General features: G+C 74.1%; 12 protein-coding genes. 8 read left to right on the top strand and 4 right to left on the bottom strand.

Features of this window, described 5'->3' with window-relative positions; all coding sequences use genetic code 11:
• The 3 genes from CCN72_RS24220 to CCN72_RS24210 form a co-directional block, all read left to right on the top strand.
• Nucleotides 1-593, top strand: a 593-nt coding sequence (locus CCN72_RS24220) for a CHAT domain-containing protein (RefSeq protein ID WP_143664186.1), incomplete at its 5' end; no start/stop codon positions are given.
• Nucleotides 590-1,255 carry a hypothetical protein gene (locus CCN72_RS24215; RefSeq protein ID WP_086809550.1) on the top strand — a complete coding sequence of 222 codons (666 nt, stop codon included), beginning with the start codon at nt 590-592 and terminating at the stop codon, nt 1,253-1,255. The genes CCN72_RS24220 and CCN72_RS24215, both read left to right, overlap by 4 nt.
• Nucleotides 1,255-1,908, top strand: coding sequence for an RES family NAD+ phosphorylase (locus tag CCN72_RS24210; RefSeq protein ID WP_086809545.1), 654 nt, complete (start codon nt 1,255-1,257; stop codon nt 1,906-1,908). Before CCN72_RS24215 ends, CCN72_RS24210 begins: the two co-directional genes overlap by 1 nt.
• 92 nt (nt 1,909-2,000) lie before the next feature.
• On the opposite strand, the gene CCN72_RS24205 is transcribed toward CCN72_RS24210, so the two are convergent.
• The 3 genes from CCN72_RS24205 to CCN72_RS24195 are packed head-to-tail and all read right to left on the bottom strand — an operon-like array spanning nt 2,001 to nt 5,105.
• Nucleotides 2,001-3,623, bottom strand: coding sequence for a hypothetical protein (locus CCN72_RS24205; protein ID WP_086809543.1), 1,623 nt, complete (start codon nt 3,621-3,623; stop codon nt 2,001-2,003).
• Complete coding sequence (locus tag CCN72_RS24200) at nt 3,598-4,362, bottom strand: hypothetical protein (RefSeq protein ID WP_086809541.1); 765 nt, start codon at nt 4,360-4,362, stop codon at nt 3,598-3,600. Before CCN72_RS24200 ends, CCN72_RS24205 begins: the two co-directional genes overlap by 26 nt.
• Nucleotides 4,363-4,403: 41 nt before the next feature.
• Entirely contained in the window at nt 4,404-5,105 is a 702-nt protein-coding gene (locus tag CCN72_RS24195; RefSeq protein WP_244174430.1) for a hypothetical protein, read from the bottom strand.
• Nucleotides 5,106-5,342: 237 nt separating this feature from the next.
• Between CCN72_RS24195 and CCN72_RS40785 the strand changes: the two genes are divergently transcribed.
• Nucleotides 5,343-6,020 (top strand): 4Fe-4S single cluster domain-containing protein, encoded by a 678-nt coding sequence (locus tag CCN72_RS40785; protein WP_244174429.1) that lies wholly within the window; start codon nt 5,343-5,345, stop codon nt 6,018-6,020.
• On the opposite strand, the gene CCN72_RS24185 is transcribed toward CCN72_RS40785, so the two are convergent.
• Nucleotides 5,995-7,182: a macro domain-containing protein gene (locus tag CCN72_RS24185; RefSeq protein ID WP_244174428.1), complete on the bottom strand. Its 1,188-nt coding sequence runs from the start codon at nt 7,180-7,182 to the stop codon at nt 5,995-5,997. The genes CCN72_RS40785 and CCN72_RS24185 overlap by 26 nt on opposite strands.
• Before the next feature lie 170 nt (nt 7,183-7,352).
• Between CCN72_RS24185 and CCN72_RS24180 the strand changes: the two genes are divergently transcribed.
• The 4 genes from CCN72_RS24180 to CCN72_RS40780 all read left to right on the top strand — a co-directional run.
• Nucleotides 7,353-10,361 (top strand): protein kinase domain-containing protein, encoded by a 3,009-nt coding sequence (locus CCN72_RS24180; RefSeq protein WP_086809535.1) that lies wholly within the window; start codon nt 7,353-7,355, stop codon nt 10,359-10,361.
• Nucleotides 10,358-11,977, top strand: a complete 1,620-nt coding sequence (locus tag CCN72_RS24175; RefSeq protein WP_086809533.1) for a hypothetical protein — start codon at nt 10,358-10,360, stop codon at nt 11,975-11,977. Before CCN72_RS24180 ends, CCN72_RS24175 begins: the two co-directional genes overlap by 4 nt.
• A 65-nt stretch (nt 11,978-12,042) precedes the next feature.
• Nucleotides 12,043-14,043 (top strand): AAA family ATPase, encoded by a 2,001-nt coding sequence (locus CCN72_RS24170; RefSeq protein ID WP_086809531.1) that lies wholly within the window; start codon nt 12,043-12,045, stop codon nt 14,041-14,043.
• Nucleotides 14,027-14,535: FHA domain-containing protein (locus tag CCN72_RS40780; protein ID WP_086809529.1), on the top strand; the 509-nt coding region annotated here is incomplete at its 3' end. The genes CCN72_RS24170 and CCN72_RS40780, both read left to right, overlap by 17 nt.

The raw sequence follows: 14,535 nt of genomic DNA, 5'->3' as shown, positions 1-14,535 counted from the left end.
AGGGAGGCGGGGGTGGCGGCCGGGCCGCCACCCCCGCCTCCCTGGTGCACATCGCCTGCCATGGGCTCGCGGGCCCCGACCCGACCCGGTCGGCCCTCCATCTGGCCGCGCCGGCCGGAGCGGCCACCGGCGGGGCCCTCACCCTGAGCACCTTGCTGGAGACGCCCGCCGAGGGCGACGCCTTCCGCTCGGCCGGGCCGCTGGTCGTGTGCGGCGGCTGCGAGACGGACCTCACCACCCGCGACCACGACGAGGCCCTGACCGTCACCTCGGTCATGGTGCACCGGCTGGCCGCCGACGCCGTCGGCTCCCGCTGGAAGGTCGACGACAGGCGCTCCGAGGTGCTCATGCTCGTCCTGCACGACGCGCTCGCCCGGGGCCTCGCCCCGCCGGACGCGCTGCGCGCCGCCCAGCGCTGGATGCTCACCGCGCCCGGCGAACGGCCGCCCGTGCGCGCCCTGAAGCATGTCTCCGCCCGCCGCCTCGCCGAGGACTTCCAAGGCCGGCCCGACACCTGGGCGGCCTTCGTCCACCACGGCAACCCCGCACCGGCGGCGCGTTCCGCCACGCCCGAAGAAGGAGAGCGCGTATGACGTCGGAGGAGCTGCTGCGGCTCCTGGAGAACCACTGGACCACCGTCATCACCGGCCTCGACGACGACGACCTGGACCTGCTCTCGCGCACCCTGCGGGAGATGAAGGAGGAGACCGCCGCCGGGAACCCGCCGGGTGTCGCACGCGCCGTACGCAGGCTGCGCCGTACGCTGTCCGCGCTGCCGCCCGACCACCCGGTGGCCGAGGCGCTCGGGGGCCACCGCTACGCCGGGGGTCCCCGCGAACTGCCCAGCCTCGCCACGATGGACGCCGTGCTCCAGGTGCTCGGCACCCCGCCGCCCGACCCCGCCGAACTGCTGCGGGCGGCCCGCCGACGGCTGCTCGCCGCGCCGGCGCTGACCGAGGACGAACACCCCGAGCTGCGCGGCGGCCCGGACACCCCCGCCGGTCTGATCAGGCTGCGCGACCCGGAGCGCGGCATCCGCTGCCCGGGCTTCCAGTTCCGGACCGGCACGGTCGAACCGCTGCCCGTCGTACGCCGGATCAACGCACTCCTGCGGGCGGACCAGGACCCCTGGGGGGCCGCCGACTGGTGGCTGGGCGGCAATCGCTGGCTGGGCGGTGTCCCCGCGGACCTGCTCGGTGTGCTGCCCGACGAACAGCTGGAGCGTGCCGCTGCCGAACTGGTGGGGGCGCTCTGATGGTCGGCCAACTCCCGCCCCAGGACGCCGTGATGAAGCCGGTGGTCACCGTGGTGAGGGCGGGCACCGTCGTCTGGCGGTGCCACGAGGAGCAGTACGCGCCCGGCGAGTTCAACCCGAGCGTGGCGCACGAGTTCTTCAAGGGCAGCCGCTTCGATCCCACCGAGAAGGATCCCTACCCCTACCTCTACGCGGCCCTCGACCCGGTCACCGCGCTGTCCGAAGTGCTGCTGCGCTCCGTCGAGTTCAGCGACGGCAGCGGGGTGCGGCAGATCCCGTGGGCGCAGGCCTCCCGGTACGTCCTGTCGGCGGTCCGCACCACGGCCGACCTGACCCTGGTGGACCTCACGACCGCCGAGGGGCTGGCCGCCGTATGGCAGGACGGCTGGCTGATCGACACCGACGACTACGCGGGCACCCGCTACTGGGTACGGGTGATCCGGGAGCGCGACAGCGCGGTGCAGGGCCTGTGGTGGACGTCCAAGCGGTGCAGGCCGCGCCCGGCGCTCCAGCTGTTCCAGGACCGCTGCCCGGCCGCCCCGCTCGACCCCCGCCCGCAGGACCGGCTCCGGCTGGCGTCGAAGCAGGACGCGCGCAGGGTCAACAAGCTGCTGGCACCGCTGCACGCGGTCATCTCCGCGCAGGAGGAGTGAGCGCGGGCCCCGCACGGGCGAAGGCCCCGACCCGGATCAGCGGGTCGGGGCCTTCGGCTGCTCGGCCCAACGGGCCTGATCCAAGCGGTCGTTCAGCGGTCCCGGGCTGCCTCGCGGCGGGCCGAGGACGGCAGCAGCGGCCAGTTGCGGGACAGCCGCATCGCCGACTCTGTCACGGCCGGATCCTTGGACGCCGTCATGACCTCCCCCAGATACCGGGCGGCGGCGGCCTCGTACAACTGGCGGGCGGAGGCCATCCGTTCGTTCGCGGCCTCCCTGCGGGCCCGCTGACGGTCCTCGGCCGTCTCCTGGGCGGCCCGGGCCCGCTCGGTGACCGCGATGCTCTCCTCGTGCCGCCGCAGCAGCCCGGTACGCCGCTCCAGCGCCGTACGGAAGGCGTCGAGGAAGGGGTGCTCACGGAACAGTCCGAGCAGGAAGCCGACCCCGCCCGAGAGCAGCAGCAGCGCGCAGAACAGCCAGGTCACCGTCTGGCTCGACAGATGCAGCCGGTCCACCAGGGTCGTGGTGTCGGCGCCGGAACCGCCGATCCCGCGGAAGCCGGCGGCCCCCGCGGCCGGGGCCGGACTGTCGTGCTGGGTCACGAACTTGGCGCGCAGCAGGCCCAGCCCCCAGGTCAGACCGCCCCACACACCGAGCAGCGACACCGCGGGCAGCCAGCCGAGGCGCGGCGAGCCCGTCGCCGAACGCCACCGCAGCATGAGCCCCGACAGGTGCGGCAGGATCAGCATGATCACGGCGGACGAGAGCGCGAGGGCCCCGGACATGAAGTCCCCGCCGGTGCTGCCGACGCCGTGGAAGGGCTGGTACGCGACCCAGTAGATCGGCACCTCGACCGCCATGATCACGGCGAGCAGCGCCCAGGTCATCCACCGGGGCAGCCCCGGACGGGTCTGGAGCCCCTCCCAGCCGTAGCTCGACGCGGTGTCGCGGGCCTCGGCGCTCGCGGCACGGTACACGTCCCGCAGCGCCGCGGCGGCGGTGTCGTCCGGGGTGCCGGTGGTGGTCACCGCCTGCCAGTCGTCGCCCGGATCGGCCGCCGTGTCCTTGCCGGCCGCCGTCTGCTCAGGTCCCTCCTCCCGGATGCCGCCCTCCGCCGGGTCCCCGGAGCCGGTGGCCGGTGGCCGGGCGGCCTCCGGGAAGCGGGCCTGGAGCCAGCGTTCCTCCACCCGCTCGCGCAGACTGTCCCGGAAGCGGAGCCAGCGGGCCGACCGGGCGGCCAGCAGATCGAGCTGGCGGCGGGCCGTCTCGATCTCCTGCTCCACCTCGCGCAGCCGCTCGTCCAGGATCCTGGTCTCGATCTCCCCTGCGGTCACCTCGGAGCCCGCCCGCGCGTCCAGCAGCCGGGCCGCCTCCTCCCGCAGGTTCAGCTCCTCCTCGATCCGGTGGACGACGACGTCCCGTACGGACGCCAGTTCCGCGAAGTACGGCACCCGGTCGCCGCTGTTGAGCACCCACGGGTCGAGCGTCTTGCGGCGCGCGTCCTGGCGGCCCCGTTTCCGGGCGTCCTGGAGCAGGTCGCGTTCGCCCCGGTCGCCGATGACCAGCGGCAGCCGGCTGGTGTGCGCGGCGCCCGCGGCGGGCCCCGGACGGGTTCCGGTGCCCGGCTGGGCGGTGCGGCCGGTGAACGGCAGATAGCGGGCTATCCGCCGCCGGCGCGGCTGCGGTTCCTCAGCCCCGGTACTTGTCGTCGACATGCGCCTTGGCCCTCCCTTCGAGCGCCTCGGTCCAGAAGGAGTCGAAGTCGGCGGCCTCGCTGGGCTTCGCCTGGTACTGCATGCCGAGCCCGACCGGGAAGACCTCCATCCCCTTGATGCCGGGCATGCCGCGCTTGTCCACCAGCGAGTCGATGACCTTGGCGCGCGCGGTCTTGGTGGTGATGTCCTGCCGCGACAGATGGAACTCCGGGTCGGCCTGGTCGAAGTCGCTCACCACGAGGAGCTTCGGCGCCGGACCGCCGGTCGGGACGGCCTCCCCGATGCGGGTCAGCGCCCCCCACACGTCCGAACCGTTCTGCGTGCGCGCGCACTTGAGCTCGGCGAGGGCCGCGACGGCGGCGTCCCGCTGGGCGTTTGCGCGCTGCGTCTTCTGGTCGGTGGTCGCGTCGTGCGGCGGGTCGAGGTCCACCTCGTCCTGCCGGCAGGACGAGCTGCGCGAGGAACGGGTGACGGGGGCGAAGTCGAGGGTCCCGCACTTCTGGTCGGTGAGGAACCCGCCGAGGGTGTCCTTCAGCTTGGACTCCGAGTCGAATCCCTCCTTCGCCGCGGCGGCCGACCCCGAACCGTCGATGACCAGGCCGCAGGGCGTGGTGAGGGCTTCCTCCTGCTTGCTGCACGAGACGAGGGCGCCGAGCGCGCACACCAGGGGGAGAAGGACCGCGAGCCGGCGGGCGGCGCGGACGGTGGACCGGCGACCGGCCCGGGCCGAGTGCTGCACGATGATGTTCCTTGGCCTTCCTGGAAGTCGATGAGCGGTGATCACCTGCGGCTGCCCTTCGGGGCGTCGCCCTGCCGCGTCCGGTCCGAACGGCCGCGCGCGGACTGGTGGTCGAGAATGTGCAGGGCCTGGGCGACCGCCGACGGATCGGTGTCCCGCCCCGGCGCGTCCGGCGCGTACCAGCGGTCGCTGAGCAGCCCGTCGTCGAGATGGGCCCAGGTGCCGTCCAGGGTCATCCTCCCGGGCAGCCAGCCCGTGGGCCGCCGTCCGCCCACCCGGTCGCCCCGGCGGGCGCGGACCCAGGCGGCGTCCCAGTAGCAGGCGATCAACTGATTGGCCTCGTCGGTGAGTTGCTGGGCCTGCTGGCGGCAGACCGAGGCGGCCGAGCGCCACTCCGCGACCCACTCGCCGAACCGGGCGAGCGCGGCCGGAGTCGGTTCCCCGCGCTCGGTGTACTGGTTCACCACCCGCACCGACTCGCTCTGGATCCGGATGTGCAGCGCGCGATGCGCCGCCAGGGTGCGGGAGCGCAGCCGCGCGGTGCTGTGCCGCACCTGCGCGTGCAGACCGAGGACGTAGGGCGGCAGGTCCTCGTCCGAGGGCGCGCCCCCGGCGTAGGCGTCCGCCAGCATCTCCCGCAGCCCGTCCGCGTCCCGGCGGCCGTGGAACCGGGCGCGCAGCGAGGAGAGGGACCCGGCTCTCCGTCGCTGGACCCGGACATTTATTCGACCTTTGTTGATCATTTCGAAGATCCCCCATTCCTCGCGCGGTCCGGGTTGGGAAGTCGCTGCGATGGGGGAGAGAGTAGCGGAGCAAAACCCCTGCCGGGACAGGGATTTCAAGGAACTCGATCTCTGTCTTCGGGAGTTCCGGAAAACAACCGGATCCCGCCCGGCGGACAGCCGGAGGAAGGCCTTCCGGCAATTGCGGGCGTGGCTTCGCGCACTGGATACTCGCTGCCGGTACGAGGAGGAGATGCCGTGGAAATACGCCTCGACGGGACCCACTACCCGTTGGAGACGCTGGGCCCGGGAAGGCGGCTCGGCATCTGGTTCCAGGGCTGCACGCTGGCCTGCGCCGGATGCATGTCCCGGCACACCTGGGACCCGGCGGGCGGGGCGCCCACCACCGTCTCCGAGGTGCTCGCACGCTGGCGCAAGGCCCTTGCCGAGGGGGCGGACGGCCTCACGGTCAGCGGCGGCGAGCCCCTTCAGCAGGCGGGGGCGCTGGCGGAACTCCTCGCGGGGGCGGCACGGTTGAGGGACGAGGCCCGGCGGCACGAGGGGAGCGCCGGGCCCCGTACCCCCGACCTGCTGGTGTACACGGGGTACGAGCAGGAGGAGCTGACGCCCGAGCGGCGCCGGGCCCTCAGTGGCGCGGACGCCGTGATCACCGGCCGGTTCCGGGTCGCGGAGCCCACCCGGCTGCTCTGGCGCGGCTCGGCCAACCAGCGGATCGAGGCCCTGACCCCGCGCGGCGCCGCCCGCTACGCCCCGTACCTGGACCGGGAGTCGACCGGCCGGCGCCTTCAGCTGAGCGACGGCGACGGCCGGGAGCTGCGGTTGTACGGGGTGCCGCTGCGCGGGGAACTCGCCGCGATGGAACGTCTGCTCAAGCGGGGCGGGGTCGCCTTCACCGAGCGGAGCTGGCGGCCATGAGCAACCGGGCGTGGCCCTCGTCGGGCGTGACCATCAGCACCGACCAGGAGGGGTCGCGGCGCAGCTCCTGGCCGAGCGCGCCGAGCAGCGCGCGCGCCGCGGTCGGCACGGACAGTCCGCCCCGGCCGGTACCCATCAGCGGGAAGCAGATCGAGGACATCGGCAGCGCGAGGAACTCGGCTTCCTGGCGGGCCAGTTCGAAGGAGGCGCGCACCGCCTCCGCGAGCACGGCGGGGGTCACGTGATAGCGCTCGCCGTTGCCGACCGGGGCCGCGATCGCCGCGTGGTGGATGCGCCGTACCCCCTGCGCGGCCAGCGCGCCGGACGACGTGGCCACGACGGTGCCCGGCCGCACGGGCACGCCCGGCCGCTCGTGAGTCCGCAGCCACACCCCCAGTTCGCGGGCGAGGACGTCGTCCACGATCTCGCCCGAGGGGTCCCGCAGCGCGGCGGCCCGGCGCAGCGCCCCGGACACCGTGGAGCGGAAGGTCTTGGACATCTCCAGGAACGTGTTCTCCGAGGAGACCAGGATGTCCACGTCCCGCACCAGCTCGATCGGGCACGTCCGGACCGTGATCCGGCCCGCCGGCGCGACGGCGCCCGGCCGGACGGCCGGGGGCCGGGCCGGGACACCGGCGGCGGGTATCGCACGCCCGGGGGGTGCCGTCGGCGGCAGAGTCGCCGGCACCCGCGGGACGAGCGTCCAGGGGTCGCCGGTCACCGGCCCGGCCGCCTCCCGTACCCGCCCCTCCCGGGCCACCGCCAGGACCGCCGCCGCGAGTTCGGCGATGACATCGCGCTCCTGGCTCTTGCGGAAGCGCTCGGTGGTCACCCCGTAGACCCCCGCCGCGGCCTTGCGCCGGTCGGTGCCGGGGACCCCGCGGCGGGCCGGGAAGATCCCGAAGGAGTGGGCGGCCGCGCGGGCCAGCGGATCGCTGGAGTCGTCGTCCCGCACCGGGTGCCCACCGGCCAGCCGCCGCACCGCCGCGCCCAGCAGCTCCTCGATGCCGCTCTGCTCGTCCTGCTCTCCGCCGCACAGACCGGCCGCCTCCGCCGCCTCGCGCAGCGCGTCCCGGGGGCAGTGGCGCAGCCCGGGCAGACCGCGGCGCCTCACTTCCCGGAGTTCTTCCACAAGGCTTTCGTGCGCGGGCAACGGGTGCATGGGGCACATCGTAGACCTGGCGGATTGCCCGTTGAAGTTGCGGGAAACTCCCCTTCTCGGGAAGGGATTTCGGATATCTTCGGCGTCCCGCGACCCGCGTATCGCGCCGATTCCCTCCGCGCCGCGCCCCCGTGGCGCGCCCAGCGTGTTTCCCGGAAGATCGGAAGTCGATGAGCACGCCGTCCACCCGAGTCGTCTCCCTGGAGCAGGGCGGTTTCACCAATGCCCGGGCCAGGGAGACGCGTCCGGTCCTTTCCGAGGTGCCTCCCGAGCTGGCGGACCGGTTCCTGCTCGTCGCCGAGCTGTCCCGGGTGCGGTGGCCGGCCGATGCCGTGGTGCTCAGGGTGCGCGACCTGACAGCCCGTCATGGGGCGCCCGAGATACCCCTGGTCCTCAAGTGGTACCACCGGCTGCACGCGCCGGGACCGGACGTCGAGCAGGAGCTGCGGGAGCTGGCCGAGGAGGAAGCCCCCCATCTGGAACGGCTCCTGGAGACCGGCGAGGCGGACGGACACCCCTGGCACCTGTACTGGTCGCACGGCGAGGAGGATCTGGCGGGATACCACGACGACCACTCGGACGGGCTGCGCCCCGAGGTCGTCAGAAGCCTGGTGGGCCAGCTGTACGACGCCGTCACCGCGCTGCACGAACGGGGTGTCGTGCACCGGGACATCACTCCCGACAACATCATGGTGCAGACCCGTCGCGCGGACACGGCCGACCTCGTCCTCATCGACTTCGGCGCCGCCGTCCACCGGCCCGACGAGGCCGAGGAGCCCCGCACCGACTGGCGGGGCAAGCCCCTCTACCTCGCGCCCGAGGCCGGACTGCTGCGGCAGACCGTCTCCGAGGCCGGCGACTGGTGGTCGCTCGGCATGGTGATCGCCCAACTCGCCCTCGGCAGACACCCGATCGACTTCCGCCGCGACGAGGAGGTGCTGGCGGAGATCGCCACGCACGACCCCGACCTCAGCGGCATCGGCGACCGCAGGACCCGCCGGCTCTGCGAGGGCCTGCTCACCCGGGCCCCCGAGAAACGCTGGCACGCCGAACAGGTGGGGGACTGGCTGGACGGCAAGGACCCCGACGTCGCCCCGCGCACCGACGAGCGGATCTACGACGACGAGGAGACGCGCCCCGCGATCCGGCCCTTCCCGTTCATGGGCCGGGAGTTCATCGGGACCGACGCGCTCGCCCTGCACCTGGACCAGAACCATGTCTCCGCGGCCCGTATGCTGGCCGCCGCCGACGACCGGGCCCGACTCGCCGAATGGCTGGGCCAGTTCGAGACCGTCGGCGACCGCAGCCCCGAGGAGCTGCGCCGACTCGCCGCCCTGCGCACCGAGTTGGACCGGCCGCCGTCCGTCGGCACCGTGGTACGACTCCTCAACTGGCTCGGCCCCGGCCTCGACGTCTCCTGGCACGGAGCGGACCTGGACGTACGAGGCATGCGGCTGCTGTGCCAGGCGGCCAGGGACGGGCACGCCGACGCCGTCTCCCTGCTCCGGCACCTCGCGGAGCAGCCCGCCGTACTGACCGGACTCGCCCAGCGGCCCGGCGGCCACGGACTGGACGAGACGGGCCGCGCCTGGCGCACCCTGCGGGCCGGCTGGGAACCCACGGTCCGTGAGCTGCGCGGCCATGAGATCGGCGCCCTCCCCGGCGCCGCGGCGGCCCTGCGGCGGACCGTCGCGGTCGACGCCTGGCTGCTCCAGCTGGCCCGTGAACCGGAACGCACCAGGAGCCGGCTCACCGACGACATCCTGCACAGGCGCGCTCAACTCCCGGAGCGTGTCCCCTGGTTCGACGCGCTGCTGGACGCCCGGGAGGACGACCTGCGCCTGCTCGCCGCGCATCTCCTGTACGGCCAGGCCCAGTTCGCGGCCGAGGAGCTCAGACGGCGGCGGCTCGTCCAGGAGACCGACCGGATGCTCGCGGCGGACCAGGCCGGACTCCTCGCCGTACTGCGGCGCCTGGACCGGCTGCCCACCCTGGGCTGGGCCCTGCTCGGCGCCACGCTCGTCACGGCCCCCTGGACCTTCGTCATCGGCCTCGCCGACGTCCTGGGACGTGCCCCCGAGGACGCGGTCGTGACCGCCTGGCTGGAGGCACTGCCCGCGGCCGCGTTCGTCCTCGCGGTGGAGCTGTGGACCGCCGCGTACATCGGGCCGCCCTTCTACCATCCGGAGAGATCGCTTGCGGGCCTGCTGATCCGGCACGCGGAACGCCCCGGCCGGCTGGCGCGCACCCGGGCCGGCCGCTACATCACGGCGGCGCTGCTCGTGCTCGCGGTCTTCCTCGGCTTCTACGCGATCGTCCTCGCGCCCTGGGTGTGGCCGCTCGCCTCGGCGGTCGCCGTCGCGGTGTGGAGCGTCCGCCGATGCCTCGCCCACCGGCGGCTGCGCCGGCCCCACGACCCGGAGTCCGAGTGGAGCCTGCGCCGACTGCTGGCCTGGTGGCGCGGCCGGCACGAGCGCCGCCGCCTGCGGGCCGCCGGACTGCCGCTCGACCCCGAGCCCGAGTGGGGTCTGCGGCGGCTGCTGACCTGGTGGTGGCGCGGCCGCCATGAACGCCGACGCCGCCGGCGGGGCAACCGCCTGTACCGATGGAACCCGCGCCGTCTCCTGGCCCGGCGCCGGGCGCTCCGCGCACACCGGGCACGGGGGGCGAGGGGCCCGCAGCAGTCCGAGAGGACGGTGGGGACGCGGTCCGCCGCGACGGCCGAGACGCGGTCCGCTACGACGGCCGAGGTGCGGCCCGGGGTGCGGCCCGCCACGACCGTTGAGGCCGGGTCCGAGGAGCGATCCGCTACGACCGTCGAGGCGGAGTCCGGGGCGCGGCCCGCTACGACCGTCGAGGCACGCTCCGAGGCACCGGCCGGGACGACGCCGGAGACAGCAGCCGGGACGCCGGCCGGGACGACGGAGGAGTCGCAGTTCGCGGCGGAGTCCGAGGCGACAGCCGCGACGACGCCCGCAGGCACGTCCGCGACGACGCCTGCGGGCACGCCCACGACGGCTCCCGCAGCCATGTCCGCGGCCACGCCCTCCACGGCGCCTGCGACCACCCCCGCCGCGACGCTCGCGACCACACCCCCCACGACAACCGCGACGACCTCCGCGACCCCGTCCGGGACGGCGGCGGAGACGGAGTCCGAGAGCACAGGAGGACAGGCATGAGTTCGGGTCTCGCCTTCCCGATGGTGGACATGGTGGCGCCCACCGTGGCCTTTCCGCCGCCCCCGCCGCCCGTCGATGCCCAGACGCTGCCGCACACCGGCATGCTCCACACACACGGCGTGGGCAGTCACCTCTCCTCCCACGCCGGTGACGCGGCCCAGCACCTGGTGCATCAGGCCGGTGACGCCGCGCTCCAGGCGCTCGGCTCGCTCAGCGGGGTCCTGCTCGTCGGCCGGGCCGCCCTGCTCACCACCCGGGTGCTCGCCGCCGCCGCGGTGCGGGCCGGGGAGGAGCAGCGCTGTCTGGAACGGCAGCAGGCGCTGGCCGCGACGGCCGCCGAGCAGTGGCGGGACGCCGCGTTCGCCGCCGTACGCCTCAACGCCCGCAGGCGCGCCCTGGCGGCCCGGGTGGCCCGGGCCTCCGCCGGGGGCGGCCCGGGCGGGGCCCCGCCGCGCCCCGATCTGCCGCCGCCGCTGGAGCCGGTCGGCGAGCAGCTGGGCAATCTGCGGCAGCAACTGGCCCGTTTCGAGGAGGACGTGCGCCGCGCGGAGGAGCGGCACGCCGCGTGGGAGCAGCAACGCCTGGGCGCGGAACTGCGGTTGGACGAGGGCGACGACGCCTGGCAGGACGCCCTGCGCGCGAGCCGGCGGCGGGCGCTGGACCGATTCGGCGCGGAGCGCACCGCCGAGGCCGAGGAACGCCGGATGCCCCGGCAGACCGCCGACCGGAGCCCCCGCCCGGGACCGGACGCCGCCGAGGTCCGCGCCGCCGGGGCGGAGATCCTCGGCGGCCTTGACCCCTACGCCGTCTCCGAGGCCGCCGAGCTCGCCGCGGGAGCCGTCCGGCACGCCGTGCGCCGCGCGGCCGAGGACCCCCGCCGGGCGCGCATCCACCTCAACGAGGCACGCAAGTACGTCCGCGACGCCAACAAGGACGCCCGTCTGACCCGGGAGGCCCAGGAACGCGCCGCGCTGCACTACGACTTCCTCGTCTACGAGACCCCGGAGGGCGCCGAGGACCTGGCCCCGGCACCGAAGGCCGTGGAGCTGCTGCGCCGGACCCTGGACGACGGGGTCCCGCTGATCCGCGACGAACTGGAGCTGGTCGAACGCGCCGTGGAGGAGCGGCGCTGCGCGCTGGAGACCATCTATGTCCGGGACCAGTGCGCCAAGGCCGTCGAGGAACTGGCCAGGAGGTTCGGCGGGCCCACCGAGGCCGGCCGGCCCGAGGGGCAGGAGATCCGTCTCGACTGGACGCCGGACGGCTGGGAGCCCGATCACTGGCTCAGGGCGACCCTGGCCGACGGCGAGCTGAGGGTCGCGGCCATGTACCGCGGCGGTCCGGAGCGGACCCCCGAGCAGCGCGCCCTGGACGACGCCCGCTGCGCGGAGACCCCCGAGCGGCTCGCCGAACTCCAGGCAATCATCAAGGACATGGGGCTCGACATCGAGTTCCAGGTACGGACCGAGGGGGCGCTGCCCGGCATACCCGGGGAGGACGCCGTGTCGCTCGACGACCTGGGCCGGGGGCACACCGCCCCGCCGCCGGGCGCGGGCGCGCAGGGCCCGCTGCACAAGACCGTCGACGGTGCCGAGCGCCGCCGGGAACACCGCTGAACCACCGGCACCACTGAGCACCATGCCCGCACGCGGCCCGGTTCCGCGTGCCAGGGGGAGGAACGATGGAACTGTCCAAGGAAGACCGGCTCCCGCCCTTCGTGGAGGAGCTGATCGGCACGCTCGGCGTGCACGCGCAGTACGTCCTGCACGGCAACATCCGCGATCTGCATCTGGTGAACCGGCGCGGCCGGGACCGGTTCCATCCGCTGCTCGACGTGCTGTGGAACCCGCTGCGGGAGATCGGCTACCAGGCGTTGGTGCTCTGTGACCAGGTGGGCGGATTCCATGTGGCGGCCGGGGACGGGGAGACCCGGACCGCCCTGGAGGAACTGCTCCAGGGCCCGCGCGAGTTCCCCGGCCAGAACGCCGCCCAACGCCAGGCGGTGCTGGACCAGATGCGGAACATCACCACCGGCTGGGCGGAGCAGCGCGAGGAGATGCTGCGGGACGGGCGCCGGCTGCGGCCGCTGCGGGTGGCGCTGGTCGTCGACCACGCCTCCCGCCTGCTCACCGACCCGTCCCGGCTGACTCCCGATGAACGGGACTTTTTCCTCGCCTGCCTCAAACTCGCCACCGAGGCCAAGCCGTTGGAGCCCTGGACCGGCAACCCCGTCGTGCCGAACGAGCCGGGCCGATTCAACCCGGTGATCTGGCTCGCCGAGGGGGAGCGGGACATACCGGGCTGGCTGATCTCCGGCAGCGAGCGGATCCGGGCCGTCGCCGTACCGGAGCCGGACGCGGACGAGCGTACGACGATGGCGCGGCTGCTGCGCGAGCGCTACGGCCGGTACGCCGGGAAGGGCTCGGGCGCCGCCCCTGCCCCGTCCGGCGACACCGACGCGCAGGAGGCGGCACGGTCCGTCGGCGCGTTCGCCCGGGCGGCCACCGGACTGAGCCTGCGGGCCATGGAGGAGAGCGTGAAGCTCGCCCGCTCCCGGGGCATGCCGTTCACCGCCATGCCCGACGCCGTGCGGATCTACCGGCTCGGCGTGGAGAAGAACCCCTGGAGCCGGGGCGAGATCCGCCGGCGCATCCTCGACGGCGAGGACCCGGCCAATGAACGGTCCATCCCCCGGCGGGTGTTGGGGCAGGAGGCGGCCGTGGCGATGACCCTGGACATCCTCAAGCGGGCCGCGCTGGGACTCTCCGGGGCACAGGCCACCAACCCGGGGCACCGGCCGCGCGGTGTGGTGTTCTTCGCCGGGCCGACCGGAACCGGCAAGACCGAACTGGCCAAGGCCGTGGCCTCCGTGCTCTTCGACAGCGACCAGGCGTATCTCCGCTTCGACATGAGCGAGTTCTCGGCCGCGCACTCCGCCGACCGGCTGGTGGGCGCGCCGCCCGGATACGTCGGCTACGAGGCGGGCGGCGAACTGACCTCCGCCGTACGGGAGAACCCCTTCCGCGTCATCCTCTTCGACGAGATCGAGAAGGCCGACAAGGGCATCCTCGACAAGTTCCTCCAGGTCCTGGAGGACGGCCGGCTCACCGACGGCCAGGGGGTCACCACCTACTTCAGCGAGTGCGTGCTCATCTTCACCTCCAACCTCGGCGTCCAGCGCACCGACCCGGACACCAAGGAACGCGAGTGGATCGTCGAACCGGGCACGCCCTACAAGGAGTTGGAGGCCACGGTCAAGGACAACGTCAAGAAGCACTTCGAGCAGGTCATCGGCCGCCCGGAGCTGATGAACCGGATCGGCGGCAATGTCGTCGTCTTCGACTTCATCTCCACCCCGATCGCCGAGCGCATCTTCGATCTCCAAGTAGGCAACATCCAGCGCCAGTTGGCCCAGGGGCACCAGCTCGCCCTGGAGATCGAGGACAGCGCCCGGCGCGAACTCCTGGACCACTGCACACGGGACAAGTGGAACGGCGGCCGGGGCATCGGCATGGTGCTGGAGACGCATCTCATCAACCCGCTGGCCCGGGAGCTGTTCGCGGCGCCCGACCTCGGGCCGGGCAGCACGGTCGTGGTGACCGACGTACGGGAGACCGAGAGCGGGCGGGTGGACACCACGGTGGTGATCAAGAAGGGGGCCGTGGATGCCTCAGGCGCCTGACGACCACGACGAGGAGTACGACGACGAGGACGACTGGGACGTCATCGACCCGGCCGTCAAGGCCCCGCCTCCTCCACCCCCGCCGCCCGCCGTCGGCGAGCGCTGCGCACGATGCTCCGCCGTCGTCCCCGTCGGCGCGGGCGTGTGCCCCGGCTGCCTGAACCCGGTCGGCGCCCCGGGCCCGCAGGCGCGCCGCCTCGCGGGAGGCGTGCTGCGGCTGGTCTTCCGCGGCGGGGGCCGGCACCTCGACGTACCGCGCGGCTCGGAGATCCGGCTGGGGCGCAGCGAGAGCTGGGCCCCCGAGGCGGCCGGACTCATGGCCGACGAGGAGACGGTGTCGGCCCGGCACGCGACCCTCGTCCACACCCCGGACGGGGCCGCCTGGCTGACCGAGGTGCCGCGCGGCGCCAGCAACGGCACCCGGGTCAACGACCGTGTCCTGGTGCCGGGTTCACCGGTCCGGCTGCGCGACGGCGACCGGGTCGACCTCGG

Origin of the sequence: Streptomyces murinus (assembly GCF_002154555.1) — a bacterium.
Lineage (GTDB): Bacteria > Actinomycetota > Actinomycetes > Streptomycetales > Streptomycetaceae > Streptomyces > Streptomyces murinus.
This window is presented reverse-complemented; position numbering and strand designations above follow the sequence as displayed.

Excerpts from the sequence above, each read along its gene's own strand:
- CCN72_RS24205 (WP_086809543.1), bottom strand. The coding sequence starts at position 3,623 with ATGTCGACGACAAGTACCGGGGCTGAGGAACCGCAGCCGCGCCGGCGG.
- CCN72_RS24170 (WP_086809531.1), top strand. The coding sequence starts at position 12,043 with ATGGAACTGTCCAAGGAAGACCGGCTCCCGCCCTTCGTGGAGGAGCTG.
- CCN72_RS24185 (WP_244174428.1), bottom strand. The coding sequence starts at position 7,182 with ATGCACCCGTTGCCCGCGCACGAAAGCCTTGTGGAAGAACTCCGGGAA.
- CCN72_RS24210 (WP_086809545.1), top strand. The coding sequence starts at position 1,255 with ATGGTCGGCCAACTCCCGCCCCAGGACGCCGTGATGAAGCCGGTGGTC.
- CCN72_RS24180 (WP_086809535.1), top strand. The coding sequence starts at position 7,353 with ATGAGCACGCCGTCCACCCGAGTCGTCTCCCTGGAGCAGGGCGGTTTC.
- CCN72_RS24175 (WP_086809533.1), top strand. The coding sequence starts at position 10,358 with ATGAGTTCGGGTCTCGCCTTCCCGATGGTGGACATGGTGGCGCCCACC.
- CCN72_RS24195 (WP_244174430.1), bottom strand. The coding sequence starts at position 5,105 with ATGATCAACAAAGGTCGAATAAATGTCCGGGTCCAGCGACGGAGAGCC.
- CCN72_RS24215 (WP_086809550.1), top strand. The coding sequence starts at position 590 with ATGACGTCGGAGGAGCTGCTGCGGCTCCTGGAGAACCACTGGACCACC.